This is a genomic window from Ignavibacteria bacterium, assembly GCA_025612375.1.
GTDB lineage: Bacteria > Bacteroidota > Ignavibacteria > Ignavibacteriales > SURF-24 > JAAXKN01.
Genome location: JAAXKN010000001.1, coordinates 331,654 through 349,106 on the forward strand (window position 1 = coordinate 331,654; position 17,453 = coordinate 349,106).

At 45.2% G+C, this 17,453-nt stretch carries 16 protein-coding genes; 9 read left to right on the top strand and 7 right to left on the bottom strand.

Going from position 1 to position 17,453, the window contains the following annotated elements; all coding sequences use genetic code 11:
- Positions 1-3: 3 nt before the first annotated feature.
- From HF312_01355 to HF312_01385, 7 genes are all read right to left on the bottom strand, one after another.
- On the bottom strand, positions 4-747 hold the full coding sequence (locus tag HF312_01355; protein ID MCU7518829.1) for an HAD family hydrolase: 744 nt from the start codon (positions 745-747) through the stop codon (positions 4-6).
- Entirely contained in the window at positions 728-1,765 is a 1,038-nt protein-coding gene (locus HF312_01360) for a flippase-like domain-containing protein (GenBank protein MCU7518830.1), read from the bottom strand. The genes HF312_01355 and HF312_01360 overlap by 20 nt, the downstream gene beginning before the upstream one ends.
- Entirely contained in the window at positions 1,765-2,772 is a 1,008-nt protein-coding gene (locus HF312_01365; protein MCU7518831.1) for a Gfo/Idh/MocA family oxidoreductase, read from the bottom strand. Before HF312_01365 ends, HF312_01360 begins: the two co-directional genes overlap by 1 nt.
- 1 nt (position 2,773) lies before the next feature.
- Positions 2,774-3,700, bottom strand: coding sequence for a CDP-alcohol phosphatidyltransferase family protein (locus HF312_01370; protein ID MCU7518832.1), 927 nt, complete (start codon positions 3,698-3,700; stop codon positions 2,774-2,776).
- Positions 3,675-4,997: an aminotransferase class III-fold pyridoxal phosphate-dependent enzyme gene (locus HF312_01375; GenBank protein ID MCU7518833.1), complete on the bottom strand. Its 1,323-nt coding sequence runs from the start codon at positions 4,995-4,997 to the stop codon at positions 3,675-3,677. The genes HF312_01370 and HF312_01375 overlap by 26 nt, the downstream gene beginning before the upstream one ends.
- A gap of 16 nt (positions 4,998-5,013) precedes the next feature.
- Positions 5,014-5,847 carry a hypothetical protein gene (locus HF312_01380; protein MCU7518834.1) on the bottom strand — a complete coding sequence of 278 codons (834 nt, stop codon included), beginning with the start codon at positions 5,845-5,847 and terminating at the stop codon, positions 5,014-5,016.
- A gap of 126 nt (positions 5,848-5,973) precedes the next feature.
- A complete protein-coding gene (locus tag HF312_01385; protein ID MCU7518835.1) occupies positions 5,974-6,678 on the bottom strand; it encodes an NTP transferase domain-containing protein in 705 nt (234 codons plus the stop codon).
- Positions 6,679-6,918: 240 nt separating this feature from the next.
- Between HF312_01385 and HF312_01390 the strand changes: the two genes are divergently transcribed.
- From HF312_01390 to HF312_01430, 9 genes are all read left to right on the top strand, one after another.
- Positions 6,919-7,827: an NAD(P)/FAD-dependent oxidoreductase gene (locus HF312_01390; protein MCU7518836.1), complete on the top strand. Its 909-nt coding sequence runs from the start codon at positions 6,919-6,921 to the stop codon at positions 7,825-7,827.
- Between the two features lie 169 nt (positions 7,828-7,996).
- Positions 7,997-8,863 (top strand): 4-hydroxy-tetrahydrodipicolinate synthase, encoded by an 867-nt coding sequence (locus HF312_01395; GenBank protein ID MCU7518837.1) that lies wholly within the window; start codon positions 7,997-7,999, stop codon positions 8,861-8,863.
- 43 nt (positions 8,864-8,906) lie between these two features.
- Positions 8,907-9,566 (top strand): 4-hydroxy-tetrahydrodipicolinate reductase, encoded by a 660-nt coding sequence (locus HF312_01400; protein MCU7518838.1) that lies wholly within the window; start codon positions 8,907-8,909, stop codon positions 9,564-9,566.
- A gap of 14 nt (positions 9,567-9,580) precedes the next feature.
- Entirely contained in the window at positions 9,581-10,279 is a 699-nt protein-coding gene (gene dapD / locus HF312_01405; protein ID MCU7518839.1) for a 2,3,4,5-tetrahydropyridine-2,6-dicarboxylate N-acetyltransferase, read from the top strand.
- Positions 10,280-10,304: 25 nt separating this feature from the next.
- The gene (locus HF312_01410; protein MCU7518840.1) at positions 10,305-11,501 is read left to right on the top strand and encodes an aspartate kinase; all 1,197 of its coding nucleotides are present in this window, start codon (positions 10,305-10,307) and stop codon (positions 11,499-11,501) included.
- 41 nt (positions 11,502-11,542) lie between these two features.
- Positions 11,543-12,637 (top strand): N-acetyldiaminopimelate deacetylase, encoded by a 1,095-nt coding sequence (locus HF312_01415; GenBank protein ID MCU7518841.1) that lies wholly within the window; start codon positions 11,543-11,545, stop codon positions 12,635-12,637.
- A 1-nt stretch (position 12,638) separates the two neighbouring features.
- Positions 12,639-13,688, top strand: coding sequence for an aspartate-semialdehyde dehydrogenase (gene asd, locus HF312_01420; protein MCU7518842.1), 1,050 nt, complete (start codon positions 12,639-12,641; stop codon positions 13,686-13,688).
- 261 nt (positions 13,689-13,949) lie between these two features.
- On the top strand, positions 13,950-16,703 hold the full coding sequence (locus tag HF312_01425) for a PAS domain S-box protein (GenBank protein MCU7518843.1): 2,754 nt from the start codon (positions 13,950-13,952) through the stop codon (positions 16,701-16,703).
- A 418-nt stretch (positions 16,704-17,121) separates the two neighbouring features.
- Positions 17,122-17,397, top strand: coding sequence for a hypothetical protein (locus tag HF312_01430; protein ID MCU7518844.1), 276 nt, complete (start codon positions 17,122-17,124; stop codon positions 17,395-17,397).
- The last annotated feature ends 56 nt before the right edge of the window (positions 17,398-17,453 follow it).

A 17,453-nucleotide genomic window follows, 5' to 3' on the forward strand; every position in this document is an offset into this window, starting at 1 on the left:
CGGCTATTTTGCATATGGGGATAAGGATTTTGGGGAGGTCATCTTTTCCATTATTTCGACGGCACTTTCAACTTCGCTCAGGCTGCCGATAATAAAGTCAGCCATTGAATAATCCTCCGGATATTTCCAGGCGCGGCCTTTAAGCCAGATGGTCCTGCAGCCCAGGCTTTTCGAGGGCACGATGTCATTGTCGTATGAATCCCCAATCATTATGAGCTCTTCAGGCTTAAGTGCTGTTTTACCAAGCATCTCCTGGTAAAACTCCCTGTCGGGTTTCCTTATGCCTGTTAGTTCAGAATCCATTACAAGAGAGAAAAGTTCATATATTCCTAAATCCTTAAGCACCTGAACAAGGTTGCTGTAAAAGTTTGAAATGACGCCGAGCGTATACTTCTTTGAAAGGTTAAGGAGCGTATTGTATATATAACCGGTATTATTTTTTACTTCGCTATAGCACTTCCGGGAAAGGTCATCCGCTATCTGAGGCAGATCGTCGTAGAACCTGCAGTTATAATCATTTACCAGGTGCTTCAGCTGAAAGGAGATCTGCTTGTTGAGAGTTTCAAGAAGGCCTGTATTTTTCTTTAGTTTTCCCGCCATATCCCGTTCAGCCAGAACATAAGCATTTCTGAATACCTTCTCCGGAATCATGATCCCTGAGCCGAGGTAAACCTCATGGAACTTTATTCCCCAATGGGTACCGTCGGTATCGAGTGTACCGCCGAAGTCAAAAATTATTGCTTTCATTAGTAATCCCGCTTTTACGCATAAAAAGGGTATTCTCTTTTTTTAAGCTTCTGTTATTGAACTGAATAAGGAGCATACCGATTCCGATCCAGAACAGTTCCCTTATACGGTTGACAAGAGCGATATAAATTCCGACCGTGGCATCAGGAATGAAAGCTTTCAGTGTAACATAAAGGCTCCCTTCCCTTGTTCCAAACTCCATCGGCATAAAGAATAATATATTCAAAAATAAGGACGACGCCCCGTGTATATACAGCGCCTGGAAAACAGAGATATCTATACCGATGGACCGGAAGACAAAAAAGAACTCCATTGCAGCCAGAACACGGGCAAAGAATTCCATGCCGAGAACGGTGTAAAAGATCCTTTTCTGGTTGAAGTAGAAATCCTTAATCTGGCTGTCAATCTCGACTATATTGTTTTTATTTTCTTCCAGCTTTTTATTAAGAAACTTCAGGAACTTCAGGCGCATTATTATCTTTGATATCGCCTCATAGATTCCCAGCTTGTGCCGGGAGAATACAAAGGCCAGCATTAAGAAGATGACCAGAAATAAAATAACCAGTGTGACTGCAAACTTTAGTGACACAGGTATCACAAAAAACGTCACCGGTATTACTGCAAGCCAGAAGAGGAGGTGTGAAATGATGTGCAGCATCCTGTAAAGAGTAACCGAGGAAACAGATTTATTGATTCCCGTAAAGTCCTTCAGTGCGTATACTCTGTAAGGTTCACCCCCAAGGTTGACAAAAGGGGTAAGATAATTTATGGCAAAGCCGCCAAGGCTTATACCGAAGATCCTCCAGAATGCAACTTTTTTTCTGTCCTCACCAAGTATAATGTGCCATCCCAGGGCATTGATCAGATAGACAAGGCCCCAGACCGCAATTATAGGCAGAAACCACCAGCCTGTCTTTCTTATATTGACAATTATTTTATCAAGGCCAAAGTCCCAGATAAGAATGACAAATATGGCAATCCCGACGGCATACAATATGGGAAATAGCTTTTTCCTCATTAAACAGCAATTGTTTGGTTTAATTCAGCTGCCCTGTAGCATGAGTGCAAAAGCCTGATGCTTTTATAGGCTTCATCCAGGTGGCAGTTGTCTTTAATGCCTGAGGTGATCTGCCCCAGAAAGTCGCTTATTAAGGAAACGTACAAGGCAACGTAGTTCTTTTTATCAGAAGCATCGGGAACGGGAATTTTCAGGCTTCCCTGCTGAGAATGTTTAATCAGTTCAGTGCCGTTATAGACAAGGCTCATACTGTCGTTTACAAGGCAGGCACTGTTTGCCCTTCTGTCGGCTCCCCAGGTAAGGCTGATCTGAGCAATGCCTTTGTCAAATTCCAGGAGCACGAGCGCCGTATCTTCGACGCTGTAGTCGGTGTGCGAAATGGAAAATATTTTTGAGGTAACCTTTCTTGCCTCACCAAACATCCAAAGGGCAAGATAAAGGTAATGCACACCGGTATCAGAAAGAATGCCGCCTCCGCTGATCAAAGGGTTGGTGCGCCACCTTGCGCCCAAAGGGGCAATTCCTTTATCCGCCTCCGTTCTGAAAACATTAAACTGAAGGAGGCTCTTTTTCAGGGAACCTTCCGGAACCTCACTTCTGAACGTCCTCCAGATGGGAGAATATTTATACTGATGGACGGGCATAAAGACCTTCGGATCTTCTGTCAGTACAGGATACAGCCTTTCTGCGTCAAAAGGACTTAAGACAAAAGGCTTTTCGCACAGGATATGGACGCCCCTTCTTATGCCCTCTTCAATCAGAGATGCGTGAGTCCCGGGGGGAGAAGAGATGTCAATAAAATCCACATCCTCCCGGCTGAACATTTCATCCACTGAAGAGTAGTACATTATTCCCGGGAATTTTGCCCTTGCAAGCCTTACGGTCTCAGCGTTATTATCCACTGCTGCAACAATTTCAGCACTACAGGCTATCTCAGGGTCTAAGAATGCCGGCAGATGCCCTTCCTGTGCAATTTTCCCTGCTCCTATTATTGCTCCTTTCAGCAAATTACTTCTCCACTTTTATTTTAGCCGTCTGAAATTTGTCGGCCATCAAAAGAAGTCTTTTATTAATACTCTCCTGCCTCACTGTAACCCAGGCAAGAAGAATGTTAAGAATCGTGAGTTCAAAGAGGAAGTAAAAAATGGGCCTGTCCAGGAGCACAACAATAAACAGCCAGAACTGGCGTGTATTAGTTGTAAGTATGTTGTAGTACTTAAGCAAAGGCTTATTGTACTCCTTATACGATGTCTTAAACTGGTCCGGTATATTATTCTTAAACACCTCGGCGCTGCGGCTGAAGAGCTTCTGGAAATTTTTAGACAGGCTTTCCTGCTGGCGCGTATAATTGACATAGAACATCATAAGGAACTTGCCCGGGAAGTCATGCCTCCAGCTCAAGTCGCTAAACTTTTTTGCCACATCCTTATGTTTATCGAGCTCCCCTTTTTTAACCGAGATTACAAAGTGCAGATATCCGTTGCGGTAGTAATCGGCCATTGCGCTCTGATAAGAGTGGCAGATGCCTGAGATAATGGCAAGAAGAAAAATCCACCCGGTTCCTCCGGAATAAATTATTCTTAAGCACAGGTGTATATAAATGCTTAGGAATACGGTATTGCCTGCAAAGCCGTCGAAGATCCTTCCGTACTTTGTCCGGAAGCCCGAAAGCCTTGCAAGCTGTCCGTCGGCGCTGTCAAAAGCTTCATTGATGATTATAAGAAGAATGCCGTAGATGTTCAATTTCACGTCATTATAGAACAGTAGGTGCCCCCCCATAACGCCAAGAAGCATTCCAATAGCAGTAATAGCATTGGGCCTTATGCCGAGCTTCCAGCAGGCCTTTGCTATCAAAAAACCGAAGGGGCGGTAGAAATAAACATCCAGGAATTCTTCAACATCCCTGGTTTTATAAGATAATTCTATTTGCGACATCCTTAAAGGCTTCCTCCATTATTTCAATTCCTTCCTCGGCAATTTCTTCCGTAATTATAAGGGGCGGATTTATCCTGATATCGGGGTTATAGCCCATTACGATCAGTCCGCGCTTGAGGCATTCCTGGAATATCATCTGAGTATATTTTTTCTCAAGTTTTTCCTTTGAGCCGGGAGACTTGACGAGTTCCATGCCTATCATTAGCCCGCGCCCGCGCACCTGGCCGACGAAGGGGAATTTGTCCTTAAAGGTCATGAGCCTTTCAAGCATGAAGCTGCCGACCCTTGCCGAATTACCGACCAGGTCATCCTCAACAATAGTTTTCAGAGTAGCCAGTGCTGCGGCCGAGGCCAGCGGGTTGCCGCCGTAGCTCGAAGAGCTTCCGGATGGATTGGCAAAAGGCTTTGAGAATATGACCTCCTCGCGCGACATTAGCCCCGTCATGGGGAATCCCCCGCCAAAACCCTTGCCTACCGTAATTATGTCGGGCACCACGTTGTCGTGCTGGCATCCGAACATTCTGCCTGTTCTTCCAAATCCAGTAATCATTTCATCCACAATCAGGAGTGCCTTAATCTCGTCGGCCAGCTGTCTTAATTTTGTAAGGAAGCCTTCCGGAGGAACAACGTTCCCGGCTGTTCCCTGAATGGGCTCCACCACAATTGCGGCAATGTCGTTTGTAGTTTCGTACCTGATTTTTTTCTTCATGAAGTCCACGCACGCAAAGCTGCATTCAGGGAAGGTCTTTTCGAACGGGCAGTGCCCGCAGTTTGCATAAGGCGTCAGGTATCTTCCGAATGGAAGGGGCCCGAGCCCGTGCTTGAAGTTATCCCCGAGGAGTCCAAGCACGCCGAGCGTCTTGCCGTGGAATCCTTCCCAGAAGCCGATGAATTCCGATTTGCCTGTGTAGGATTTAGCGAGCCTCAGGGCTGCCTCAACGGCCTCGGCTCCGCTTGAGTAGTACTGCGTTCTCCTCAGGTCGCCTACGGCCACCTCTGACAAGAGGCTTGATAGCTCGGCGCGGTTTCTGGAGGTAAAGCTGCCGACGTGGATCTTAGAGACCTGCTCCTGCATCATTTTTACGTATTTGGGATGGTTGTAGCCCAGGCTTGCCACACCGACCCCGGCAAAGAAATCAATGTAGCGGTTGCCGTCCACATCCTCAACGATTGCGCCCTCCCCTTTCTCAACTGCAATCTGCGAAGAGGTGGCAATGGTCTGAATGCCCGGCGAGATAAACTTTTGTTCCAGTTCGAAGAGCTCTTTGGATTTAGGTCCGGGCACCTGTGTCTTCATAGAAGCGTATTTGGGTTTAAAGTCTGCTGTTAACAAATTCCCTCCCTTTAGCTAATAGTAAGTTTGAAATATGGTAACCGGCCTCTTCCCTGATTGGGGCAAAGCTGGGCCAGTCGTTAATATCTATGATTATTATGGAGCCGTCACTTGTAATAATAGCATCCCCGCCGTAGACATACAGTCCAAGAATTTCTGCCGAAGCTTCAGAAAGCTGCCGGAGGGATTTTTCATCAAAGCATATGCTGAAATTGTTGGCGAGGTAATACCAGTAAAAAAATCCCGTTTCCCTGACCGCGTAGAATTTAACCGTATCACCCGGGATGTGCTCCTGGAGAATGACCCTGTCTACCTTGCGCCTGTGAAATTCCTCCAGCATGGATGTAATTTCCTCTCGGTCGGCCGCTACAGAAATCACGTCTTCTTTTCTTACGGCATGGACGTCCCCTCTTTTAATCCAGAGCCTTTCCGAAGAAAATTCATTTATCTGGCCGTTAAGGCTGATCCCGGTGGAAGTAAGTATGCTCTTGGGAGTAGGTATCCCCCCGTTTGAAAGCATCCGGAGCATATTGAACCGGTAGCAGGAGTAAACGCTCTCCGGGGAATTAATGATCAGGGGACCACGCTCCGAAATCCTGAAGAGCTCCTGTATCCCCTTCGGGCCCTGGACCATTGAAAAAATGATGTCTTCTTTTATTATATCCGGGCCAATCGTGTCCTCGTCATATAATGTAACATCTGCTCCCATTTTTCTTAAATTTTCAGCCGTGCAATTAATAATTGCCAGATCATTAACCTCATGATTCGGAGAAAATTCTGTTTTCCGCCGGATGCCTGCAAATTTTATCTTCATGTCCTGGCTCCATAATTTTAGGAAGGTGTTTCAAAGGACAAAGGTCAGGCTTTGTACCTATTAAATTATATACCCATTTTCTGCTACTATTTCAATACTATACGTTCTGAATCCGGGTCATCTCCATTAAGTGCTCATGGAGAAGAGGAATTCCCCTGCTGCTTTTATGTCGCTCATGTGGTCAATATCTATTATTTTGGAGAAAGGATACCCTTTCAGTTTATAGCCGTTATTAAGAAGAAGCCTGAGAAAGTTTCTGAGGCGGGAGATTTTAAGCTCATGGGCTGACTTGATCATTTCAAAAATTCCGGGAGAGAAGTAGTATATTCCGCCTGTAGCCCAATTATAGCCCTGCCGGCTGTCGCTGAAAGAAGTAATGCCATACTCCCCGTCCATTTCAACGCATAAGGGTTTTTCGTCGTCAATATATTGTGTAACTGCAAGCACACCCTGACAGTCCAGGCCCTCTTTTATTGAGGATACAAATTTTGAAAATTCCGAAGCATCGAAAACTGAATCGCAGGTTGTAAGAAGAAACGGCTCCTCCGAAAGATAAGGCGCAAGGCTAAAGAGGCTGTGCATGGAGCTTTCTGTGGTCTTAATGACAAGTTTAACCGGGACCTGAAAGTCCCCCGAAATAAAGAATTCCCTTAAGGCCGGTTCATCTTCATTTATAATGCAGTATATTGAACTTACACCATTTAATACAGAAAGCCTTATTATTCTTTCAATTATCGTCTCCCCATTAATGCTTATCATGGCCTTCGCGGTCTTTAAGCCCTCGGCCTTCAGGCGCGAACTCTCGCCAGCAGCCAGTATTGCCAGGTTCATTTTTGCCTCTAATTATGTCTTACAAACTTTAGCTATACAATAAGATAATATAATCCTGGGAAAATTCTTCCCTTATAAATTGCTCCAGGTCATATTACACGGTTAAAACAAAAATGCTGCCTTTGTCCCCTGCAAAGGAAAGCCGGTTTATAGCAAGAATTCCTTCGTTGACATTCAGCCGATAAATCTTTACAAATAAATACAAACCATTTTCTCAAAGAAGATCCGGTTTATGAAGAGATGAACAACAACTATGACGTGATTATAATAGGAGGAGGGCCGGCCGGGCTGAATGCAGCAGTCATTCTGGGGCGAAGCCGAAGGCGCGTTCTTATTCTGGACAGCGGAAAGCCGCGTAACATAAAAGCCAAACTGATGCACGGATATCTCACGCGTGACGGGATCAAGCCCCTTGAATTCCTGCGCCTGGGAAGTGAAGAACTCAAAGAGTACGAAGTTGAAAAGCATCAGATGGAAGTCTCAGAGATCATTCCGCTTGGGCGCGGCTTTGAGGTAAAAGGCTCTGAGGGGGAAAAATACTATTCAAAAAAGATCCTTCTTGCCACCGGGATCAAAGACAACATTCCGCAGATTGATGGAATTGATGAGCTTTACGGATCAAGCGTCTTTCACTGCCCGTACTGCGACGGCTGGGAGGTACGCGACAAGAGGCTTGCCGTCTTCGCCAGGGGTAAGGCTGCACTTGCACTGTCCATGTCATTAAAGACCTGGAGCCACGACGTCATTCTTTGTTCGGGCGGACTTGCAAGGCTGACCTCAGAGGACAGGAAAATTCTTGAACTCCACAACATTAAAGTCTATACCGGGGAAATTGCCCGCCTGGAAGGGCGGCATGGTCTCCTGCAAAGGATTGTTTTTAAGAACGGCTCATCGGTTGAACGCGACGCTCTTTTCTTCTCCACCGGGCAGAAACAGAAGTCCGACCTTGCAGAACGCCTCGGATGCCAATTTAACGACAAGGGATTTATCCCGACAAACAAAAAACAGCAGACAAATATAAAAGGGATCTTTGCTGCGGGAGACATAACAAAGGACGTAAAGTTTGTTGTCGTGGCCGCAGCTGAAGGGGCAAGAGCCGGCGTAGCCATCAATGTTGAGCTTCAGGAGGAGGAAAGGCTGAAACTTTAGAGGCATTTTGCCATTTTTAGCTAAATAACTTTTGAGAAACGGGCCTCCGGGTTACAAAACCGGACTTTCGGTGTTTATTAGTTAATATTATTATGTTATATTTGCGAATTGTAATAATCTCATTTTCGGCTTAACTGTTTTTCTATAAAATTTATATTCAGGGGAATATATGTTCAAAGGAACGGGTACAGCTCTGATTACGCCTTTTGATGAGTCGTTTGAAGTTGATTATGCAGCTCTCAAGAGATTCGTCCGCTTTCAGCTCGAGAGCGGGATCAATTCACTGGTTGTGCTTGGAACAACCGGCGAAGCAGCTACGATCAGCGATGAGGAAAGAAGAAAAATTATTGAGACAGTTACCGTGGAAGTCAGCCGCCAGGTACCCGTTATTATAGGTACCGGGACGAACGATACAAGGAAAGTTGTAGAGCATAATAAAACGGCTGAAGAATTGAAGGCCGACGGCCTTCTGATAGTAAACCCATACTATAATAAAGGCACACAGACAGGCCTCGTTGAACATTACAGGTTTATTGCAGAAAAAACCAGGCTGCCTATTATTCTCTACAACGTTCCCAGCAGGACTGCCATGAACATGCTGCCGGAAACAGTGCTTAAGATTCATGAGGCCTGCCCGAACGTAACAGGCGTCAAGGAAGCCAGCGGCGATATTTCGCAGGTTGCCAGGCTTATGGCTATGAAGCCCAAAGACTTTATGGTTTTTTCGGGAAACGACGACCAGACAATACCTGTCATGGCCCTCGGAGGCAGAGGCGTCATCTCCGTATTCTCGAACGTCTTCCCGCGGGAGATGGTAAGCCTTACAAATGCCATTTTGCAAAATGACTGGGAACAAGCCCGCGATATCAATGAAAAGTATCTGGGAATAATGAACGACCTGTTTGTTGAAACAAACCCTATCCCGGTAAAGTATGCAGTAAGCCTGCTGGGATATTGTAAAAATGTATTAAGGCTTCCCTTAACCCGGGCTTCGGAGAAGACCTCGGAAATTTTAATGAAGGCCGTTAAACATTAGACGTATGAACGCTCTACATAACAACGCTCTGGCAGAGGAAAAAATGGGCAGTATAAATTATGGTTTAATCGGCGCCTCCGGCAGGATGGGCTTTGAGATTGAAAGCGTTATGACTGAAGCCGGAAATAAGGCTGTACTGAAGTACGATAAAAACGGGATAAAAAAAGAAGGAACGCCGGAAGTCCTGATTGACTTTTCTTCCCCCGACACGCTGGAGAAGACACTGGAACTGGCGCGCGAGATGAAAACAGCCATAGTAATTGGAACTACAGGCTACAGCGACGAGCAGCTAAGCCTCATAAATGAGGCAAGCCAGGATATCCCGATAGTACTGAGCTATAACTATTCAGTCGGGATACAGATGCTCTTAAAGTGTGTGGAATTTTTAAGTGACAACCTGGATGACTGGGACATTGAGATCTCGGAAACTCATCACCGCTTTAAGAAAGACAAGCCGTCGGGTACGGCGCTGATGATAAGAAATGCCGCAGGCAAAAGCGTTAATATCCATTCTCTCAGAATTGGTAACGTTGCAGGCGAACATACAATCTCCTTCGGCGGGCTTGGAGAGGTACTGACCCTGACGCACAGCGCCACAAGCCGAAGGACTTTTGCCGAAGGAGTTCTTAAGGCCGTAAACTTTATTACACAGAAAAAATTCGGGCTTTATAGTTTTAAGGATGTGCTTTTTCAAAACAGCTAGGAAAGATTTCAGAGATGGATTCATATGAAATAATTAACTTTATTGCCTCCTCACCCAGGGTAACTCCCCTGAAGGTTTTTCTTTCAGGAGACCTGGAGAAAATTGACTTTACAGGATTTGAGTTCACAGGGGGAAAAGATTTCGGCCTATTGATCTGCGAATACAACGCTTTTGACGGGTTTTATAATAAGAACAAGGAATTTATAAAAAGCTTTAGAGCTGAAGCCGACAGGAGGAATTCGGCAATTCCCCTGGCCAGCCTTACAAAGTACAATGCAAGGATTGAACCCGGAGCTGTTATAAGGGACATGGTTGAAATCGGCAGCAACTGCGTTATAATGATGGGTGCAGTAATAAATATAGGGGCTGTTATTGGTGAACGTACCATGATAGACATGAATACCGTAATTGGCGGAAGGGCCGTTATTGGAAGCGACTGCCATATAGGCGCCGGCGCCGTAATAGCCGGTGTAATAGAACCCCCAAACGCAAATCCTGTAGTAATAGGCGATAACGTTGTAATAGGCGCAAATGCCGTGGTGCTCGAAGGCATAAAGGTTGGCAAAGGTGCCGTTATTGCAGCCGGATCTGTTGTAATTTCAGACGTGGAGGAAAACAGCGTCGTTGCAGGCATACCGGCCAAAGTAGTAAAAAAGGTGGACGAAAAAACAAGGTCAAAGACTATCTTAATTGATGCCTTAAGGAAGCTGTAGCATAAAGAAACCAGAAGGAAGATATTTGAACATAACTGTCCAGAAATATGGCGGAAGCTCGGTTGCAAGTTCAGAAAAGATACTGAAAATTGCAGAAAAGATAGCTCAAAAGGTAAGCTCAGGGAGCAAGGTAATCCTTGTAGTCTCTGCCATGGGCAAAAGTACGGATAACCTGATCAGACTGGCACGTGAGGTTTCAGTCACTCCGGACCCCAGGGAGCTTGACATGCTTTTAACCACAGGCGAGCAGGTCTCGGCCAGCCTGGTGGCCATGGCGCTTCAAAGCAAGGGGCTCAAAAGTAAATCCCTGAACGGTTTTCAGGCCGGGATCAGGACCACGGCAAGATACAATGAGGCCAAGATTGTAAGCTTCGACAAAAAGAAGATACTAAAACTGATGGAGGAACTGGACGCTCTTGTTGTAACGGGGTTCCAGGGGATTACAGAAGAAGGAGAAATAACCACGCTGGGACGCGGGGGCTCTGATACCTCAGCCGTCGCTCTGGCTGCAGCTCTTGGAGTCGACTGCGAGATCTACAGCGACGTGGCAGGAATTTATACAATTGACCCAAGGCTGCACGCGGGTGCAAGAAAAATTAAGTATATTTCGTATGACGAAATGCTGGAAATGGCAAGCCTTGGAGCCAAGGTTCTCCACAGCCGCTCTGTAGAGATTGCAAAGAAATTTAACATTAAGATTTACTGCGGATCAACTTTTTCCGATGAGGAGGGAAGCTTTGTGGCAAACGAAAATATAATTATTGAACAGCCTGTAGTCACAGGATGCAGCCTGATGGAAAACCAGACACAGGTTTTCATAAAGCACCTGCCGGTGGACTATTCACTGGTAAGGAGAATATTTGAAAAAGTTGCCCTGGAAGCCCTGAACGTCGATATGATTTCGATAATTAATTCCGAGGCGCACCTGGTGGTTTCTTTTACAATTGTTGAGAGCAAGAAAAAACATCTTCAGGCGGCCCTGAGTAAAGTTCTCTCGGATCTGAAGGACTGGGATGTTGAGTATCATACGGGAAATATAAAAGTATCAATCGTGGGAATAGGAATGCGCTCGGGAATCGGTGTGGCCTCAAGCTTTTTTAAGGCTCTTCAGAATGTGCCCATAAAACTCGTCACCACCTCGGAAATAGCCATCTCCGGCCTGATAGGCGAAGAGTACAAGCAGGCTGCAGTTGATGCGCTGGTAAAGGAGTTTAAGTTATAGCATACCCTCACACAGTGAGGATTAATATTGAAGGATTAAAAATGTTAACGCCAATTGAAATGCGCCACGTTCTGCACGAGACACCGGAACTGATGTTCAGGGAGTTTGAGACCACAAATATATTAAAGCATAACCTGCAGGAACTGGACAATATGGTCATACATCAGCCGCTTGCAACAGGGCTTGTTGTCGAGTACACGGTCAATGACGGCGATTACCTCTTGTTCAGGGCTGACATTGACGCGCTTCCGATTAAGGAAGACACCGGGGTGGAATTCCAGTCAAGAAACAATTTCATGCATGCCTGCGGCCACGATGTACATTCATCCATACTCTACGGCTTTATCAGGCACGTTGCCGGGGTAAAGCCAAAAAGGAACATGATCTTCCTCTTTCAGCCGGGTGAAGAAGGAGGCGGCGGGGCAAAGAAAGTTATTGACTCGGGCATACTCGGCAGGTTTAATATAAGCAAGGCTTTTGCCCTCCATGTAACAGATGAATACTCTTTGGGAACAATAGCATCCACTTCAGGCGTTCTTTTTGCATCAGCCTATGAACTTGACCTGGTCATTCACGGCAAAAGCGCCCACGTGGCATTCCCCGAAAACGGGATAAATTCCTTTGACGCCTTAAGAATGTTTCTTGACGAAATTCAAAGTGAACTCAGGCGTTCAGAAGAAAAGATTATCTTCGGCTACGGAAGAGTTGAATCCGGTACGGCAAGAAACATAATCCCCTCTTTCACAAAAGCCGAGTGCACTATAAGGGCCCTTGACAGCAGGAAGAATGTGGAGTTTTTCAGGAAAATCATCTCAACTCTTGAAGAGATAAAAAAGAAAACAGGCGTGACTTATTCAATTGATGAGGGTTCGCTCTATAGCGAAGTTGTTGTAGATAAGGAGCTTTTCAGCAGACTGTCTGAAAAGCTTTCACAAAAGCATAAATTTATTGACTGCGGATATAAAATGACGGGAGAGGACTTTGGTTTCTTTTCACACCTCTACCCTTCTTTTATGTTCTGGCTCGGGACTTACAGGGATAACAGGTACGGTCTTCATACCCCCAGGTTTTTGCCTGAGGATTCTGTTATCGGGACCGGTATTGAAATTTTAATCGACATATTACAAGAGGTTTAAGTTGGTAAAAAAAGATAAAATTAACGTTGGTGTTCTTGGCGCTACGGGCAGCGTGGGACAAAAATTCATTCAGCTGCTGGAAAATCATCCTTATTTTAACCTTGTGGAAGTTGCCGCTTCCGACCGCTCGGCGGGAAAAAAATACAAGGACGCGGTAAACTGGATACTTCCAAGCCCGATACCTGAGGGCGTTGCGGATCTGGAGGTAAAAAAGTGTGAACCCGGTCTGGAAAGCCGCCTTCTTTTCTCGGCTCTTGACTCTTCGGTTGCCGGGCACATAGAAAGCGATTTAGCCCAAAAGGGCTACATTGTAGTTTCCAATTCAAAGAATCACCGCATGGACCCTGACGTTCCGCTCCTCATACCGGAAGTCAACCCGGGCCACCTGGAACTCATAAAGTGCCAGAAGTACGGCGAGGGTGCAATTGTAACAAACCCCAACTGCTCCACTATCGGTATGGTTATTGCATTAAAACCCCTTGTGGATAATTTCGGGCTTGAGGCTGTAAATGTTGTTACTATGCAGGCACTTTCGGGAGCAGGCTACCCCGGCGTATCCAGCCTGGACATACTGGACAATGTAGTTCCCTTCATCAGCGGTGAGGAGGCAAAACTGGAGTCGGAGCCGCTAAAAATCCTGGGAAGCCTGCAGGACAGCTCGGTTAAGGACCTGGATATAAAAATTAGCGCGCAGACAAACCGCGTTGCCGTTCTTGACGGGCATATGGAAACAGTACAGGTAAACCTGAAGAAGAAAGCTTCAGCCGAAGAAATTATTGAATGCTGGAAAGCCTTCCATAGCGAACCCCAGGAATTAGATCTCCCGCTGGCGCCCATAAACCCGATCTATTATTTTACAGAGGACAAATACCCGCAGCCGCGCCTGCACAGAAATATAGACAAGGCAATGGCAGTTTCCATCGGACGCCTCAGAAAATGCAGCCTCTTCGATTATAAGTTTGTCGTTCTTTCGCACAATACCGTGCGCGGTGCTGCCGGAGGCGCAATACTCTGCGCAGAACTGATGAAGGCAAGAGGATACCTGAAATAGAATTCTTTGTGAAATAAAATTCTTTCAAATCCGTTAAAGGCCGGCAAAAAGAAATCTTAAAAAGATGACCTTACTTTCTGCCAGCCTTTCTTTTTACTTATCAGCAGCCCTAAAGACTCGCGCAATTTCAGACACCACATCCTCTATTGTAGCCCAAATCAGCCTAACCCCCTTGTTTTTAAATAATTATTGTCATAACTTTTAGCAAAACTACGAACAGGAGGCTCCTGTATTGCGTAGCTTAAAAAACGAGGGATCACCATGGAGCAGAATAGTAAAAAGCTCTCCTTGCTGGCTTTGTCCATTTTTCTGACTTTATGCATTTTTATAACGGACATACTTCTTCCCTACTCCGTAGGAGTGCTGTACATATTTCCACTACTGATGATATTCTGGAAATATCCCAGGTCATATACGCACACACTTGCCTCGGTAACCACAGTACTTATACTGACAGATATTTATACCTGCTCTGAGTACAGGTCCGAAACTGCTCTTGTAAGCCGCTGGATAGAAATTTTACTTATCTGGTTAATTGTCCTCTATCTCGTCTACAGCAGAAAAAATGAAAGTTCGTTAAGGGAAACCAACCTGCTGCTTCAGACAATATCCGATAATACAAACCTGCTGTTTATTTATCTTAAAAATGACTTTACAATAATTAACGTAAATAAGGCCTTTGCCGAAATTTTCTCCTGTGAGGCCGCGGCATTCACGGGAAAAAATTATTTTGATTTTGTAAGGTGCGAAGAGGACCGTAAGCTTTTCAATGAGGTAATTAAGGCTAAAAAGCCACTCTATATACATGAACGCCCGTTGTATGCCCCGGGGCTGAACAGAAAAGATTCCAATTTCTGGAACTGGGATCTTATTCCCCTTTTCGGCCACAGAGGGAAAGTAAGCGGAATAATTGTCTGCCTGCTCGACGTTTCCGAACAGATCCGCTCGCAGTCAGAACTCAGACAGTCCAACAGGATACTTAAAAGCGTTTTTTCAAGCCTTAATGAAGCCGTGCTTCTTATCGATCCTGCGACACAGAAAATAATCGACTGCAATAAGGCGGCTGAAAAGATTTTAGGCTATGAAAAGCACGAACTTGACGGACAGGACATGAGAATACTTCATGTAAACGAGGAGATGCATAACCGCTTCACCGATGAATCCAACGAGGCTCTTAAGACAAAAGGCTTTTATGAAACTGTATTTCATCTGAGGAGGAAAAACAGGGAGATCTTTATTTCCGAACATTACGTGAACCCTATTTATGATGAAGCCGGGAAGCTGACTCTCATAATCAGTGTCGTACGCGATATCACGGAAAGGAAAAAGGCCGAGAATCAGATCTACAACCAGAAATACCGCGCAGAGGCACTTGCCGGTATTTCGCAGAGGCTGAACGAAGTCACGCTGGATTATCAGGCGGTGCTTGACGTTGCAGTCAGATATACTGCAGAACTAATAGGCGATGCGGCAATCATACGTCTTACATCGGATGATAACAACTGGATTACACCCGCTGCATTTTATCATTCCGACTATGAGAAGGTCAGGCTCCTGCGGAACATATTTGAGTCGGAAACGCAGGCTATAGACGAAGGCTTTGCCGGTTACGTAATTAATACAGGAAAGCCCGTGCTCATTCCGAACGTTACAAAGGAAAAACTCATTGCAGCGCGCGAGAAAGAATATTTTCCATATTCAGAAGATTACAGAACGTTCAGTTTCTTAATGGTTCCTTTGAGGGTGGAAAGCAAGCTCATTGGAACAATGGATATTTCAAGAGATGAACCGGGGCACCCATATACTCTCGAAGACCAGTTTTTCCTGCAGAACATAGCCGACAGAATTGCGCTCGCCATTTTCAATGCTCAGCTCTACAGCAATAACATGCACGAGATCTCTGTTCGCAAGCAGACTGAAATAACGCTCAGGCAGAAAGAGGAACTGCTGGCCGAAGCACAGAGGCTGACCCACCTGGGAAGCTATCAGTATAATATACCGGAGAACAAGCTTAACTTCTCGGATGAACTCTTCAGGATTTTCGGACTGGAGCCTTCAAATGAAAGCCCCGCGCTTGAAGAAATCGCCGGCAAAGTACAAAGAGAAGACCTGGCGCTTTTCAAAAAGACCCTTGGCTTCCCTATGGACGGCGGCAAATCCTATGAAACAGAATACCGCCTGCAGCTTCCGGACGGGACACAGAAGTATGTCCTCTGCAAGAGCAAGCCTGTAATAAATGAAGCCGGGGGCCTGGAGGAGGTCCTTGGCGCAGTGCTGGATATTACTGAGAGGAAAAAAGCAGAAGAGGAATTAAAGCAGACCTTAACCGAGCTCGAGCGTTCGAACAAGGACCTGGAGCAGTTTGCATATGTTGCAAGCCACGACCTGCAGGAACCGCTCAGGATGGTCTCTAACTTCACGCAGCTATTTGCAAGGCGCTACCGCAACAGGCTCGATTCAAGTGCAGATGAATTTATTGAATTTATTGTCGAAGGCGCCATGCGTATGCAGCACCTGATAAGAGACCTGCTGCTTTATTCAAGGCTTTCGGCCAGGACAAAAAGTTTTGAGCCGGTTGATTTTAAGACGGTTATGGAAAAGGTCCTCTCAAACCTGAGGCTCTTTATTGAAGAAAGCCAGGCAACTGTAAGCTTCGGAAAGATGCCTGTAATTGCTGCTGACCCGGTGCAGATTGAGCAGCTGTTTTCCAACCTCATCATTAATGCAATTAAATTCCACAACCATGAAAATCCTGTTGTAAAAGTCAGCTGTTCGTTCCAGAATAAGGACTGGGTATTTTCTGTCCAGGATAACGGCATCGGCATTGAGCCCGATTATCATGAAAGAATATTTGTCATCTTCCAGCGCCTGCACGAGCGCAGTGAATATCCGGGCACAGGCATAGGCCTTGCAATCTGCAAGAAGGTAGTAGAGCATCACGGGGGCCGGATATGGGTGGATTCCGAACAGGGCAAGGGCTCTACATTCTACTTTTCAATTCCCGAAAGCAACTGAGATTATACATACAGTTCTCCTAAATAAAAGCAATGCCCAGCCTCACAATTATTTGCAAAACTCATGTACCGCACCCACAAAAAAAAGAGCTATTCCGGTGACCATTTTTTTTGCTATTTGATTTGCGTATATGAAATTTAGTTTTATATTATAATTAGATACCGATGTGAACGACCAGACACAGAATAACTTCTTTATCAAGCCCAGGATTGAATGATCACACGCTGAAGAAAATTATTAAAAGGGACATACTCCTTTAACAAGGTTATAATTTTCTTACACCTTTTTTATTTTATACGCCAACAGATTTTTTGTTAAATAATTTTACGTTGTTTTTCAGAGGGCATATTTTTTTTGCTAATATTTTCCAATCAATTAGCCAGAGATAAAGAAATATCATTTGGGAGGGAGGTTACCTATGGAACTGTTTTGGCTGTTTCTCATATGGGTATTCTTACTGTACTTTATCCGGATACACATGGAGTTGTATTCCTATAGAAAGTATTTTAGTCAGCACAACGATATTTATGTTCCTTCATACAATGAGCTGGCTAAGACGGATCACTGGAGCATTCGTACTGCGCAGTACATATTCACCCAGTTCAGAAGAACTAACAAGAACGTAAAAGAGCACCTTTCCACAACGGAAAGCCTTGCTCCGGTATATAAAAAGAAGTTGCTTCCAATGTCCTAAAGCCAGAGGCAAAGAAGATATTAAACAGTTTTACTATACCCGTTTTACTGTTTAGT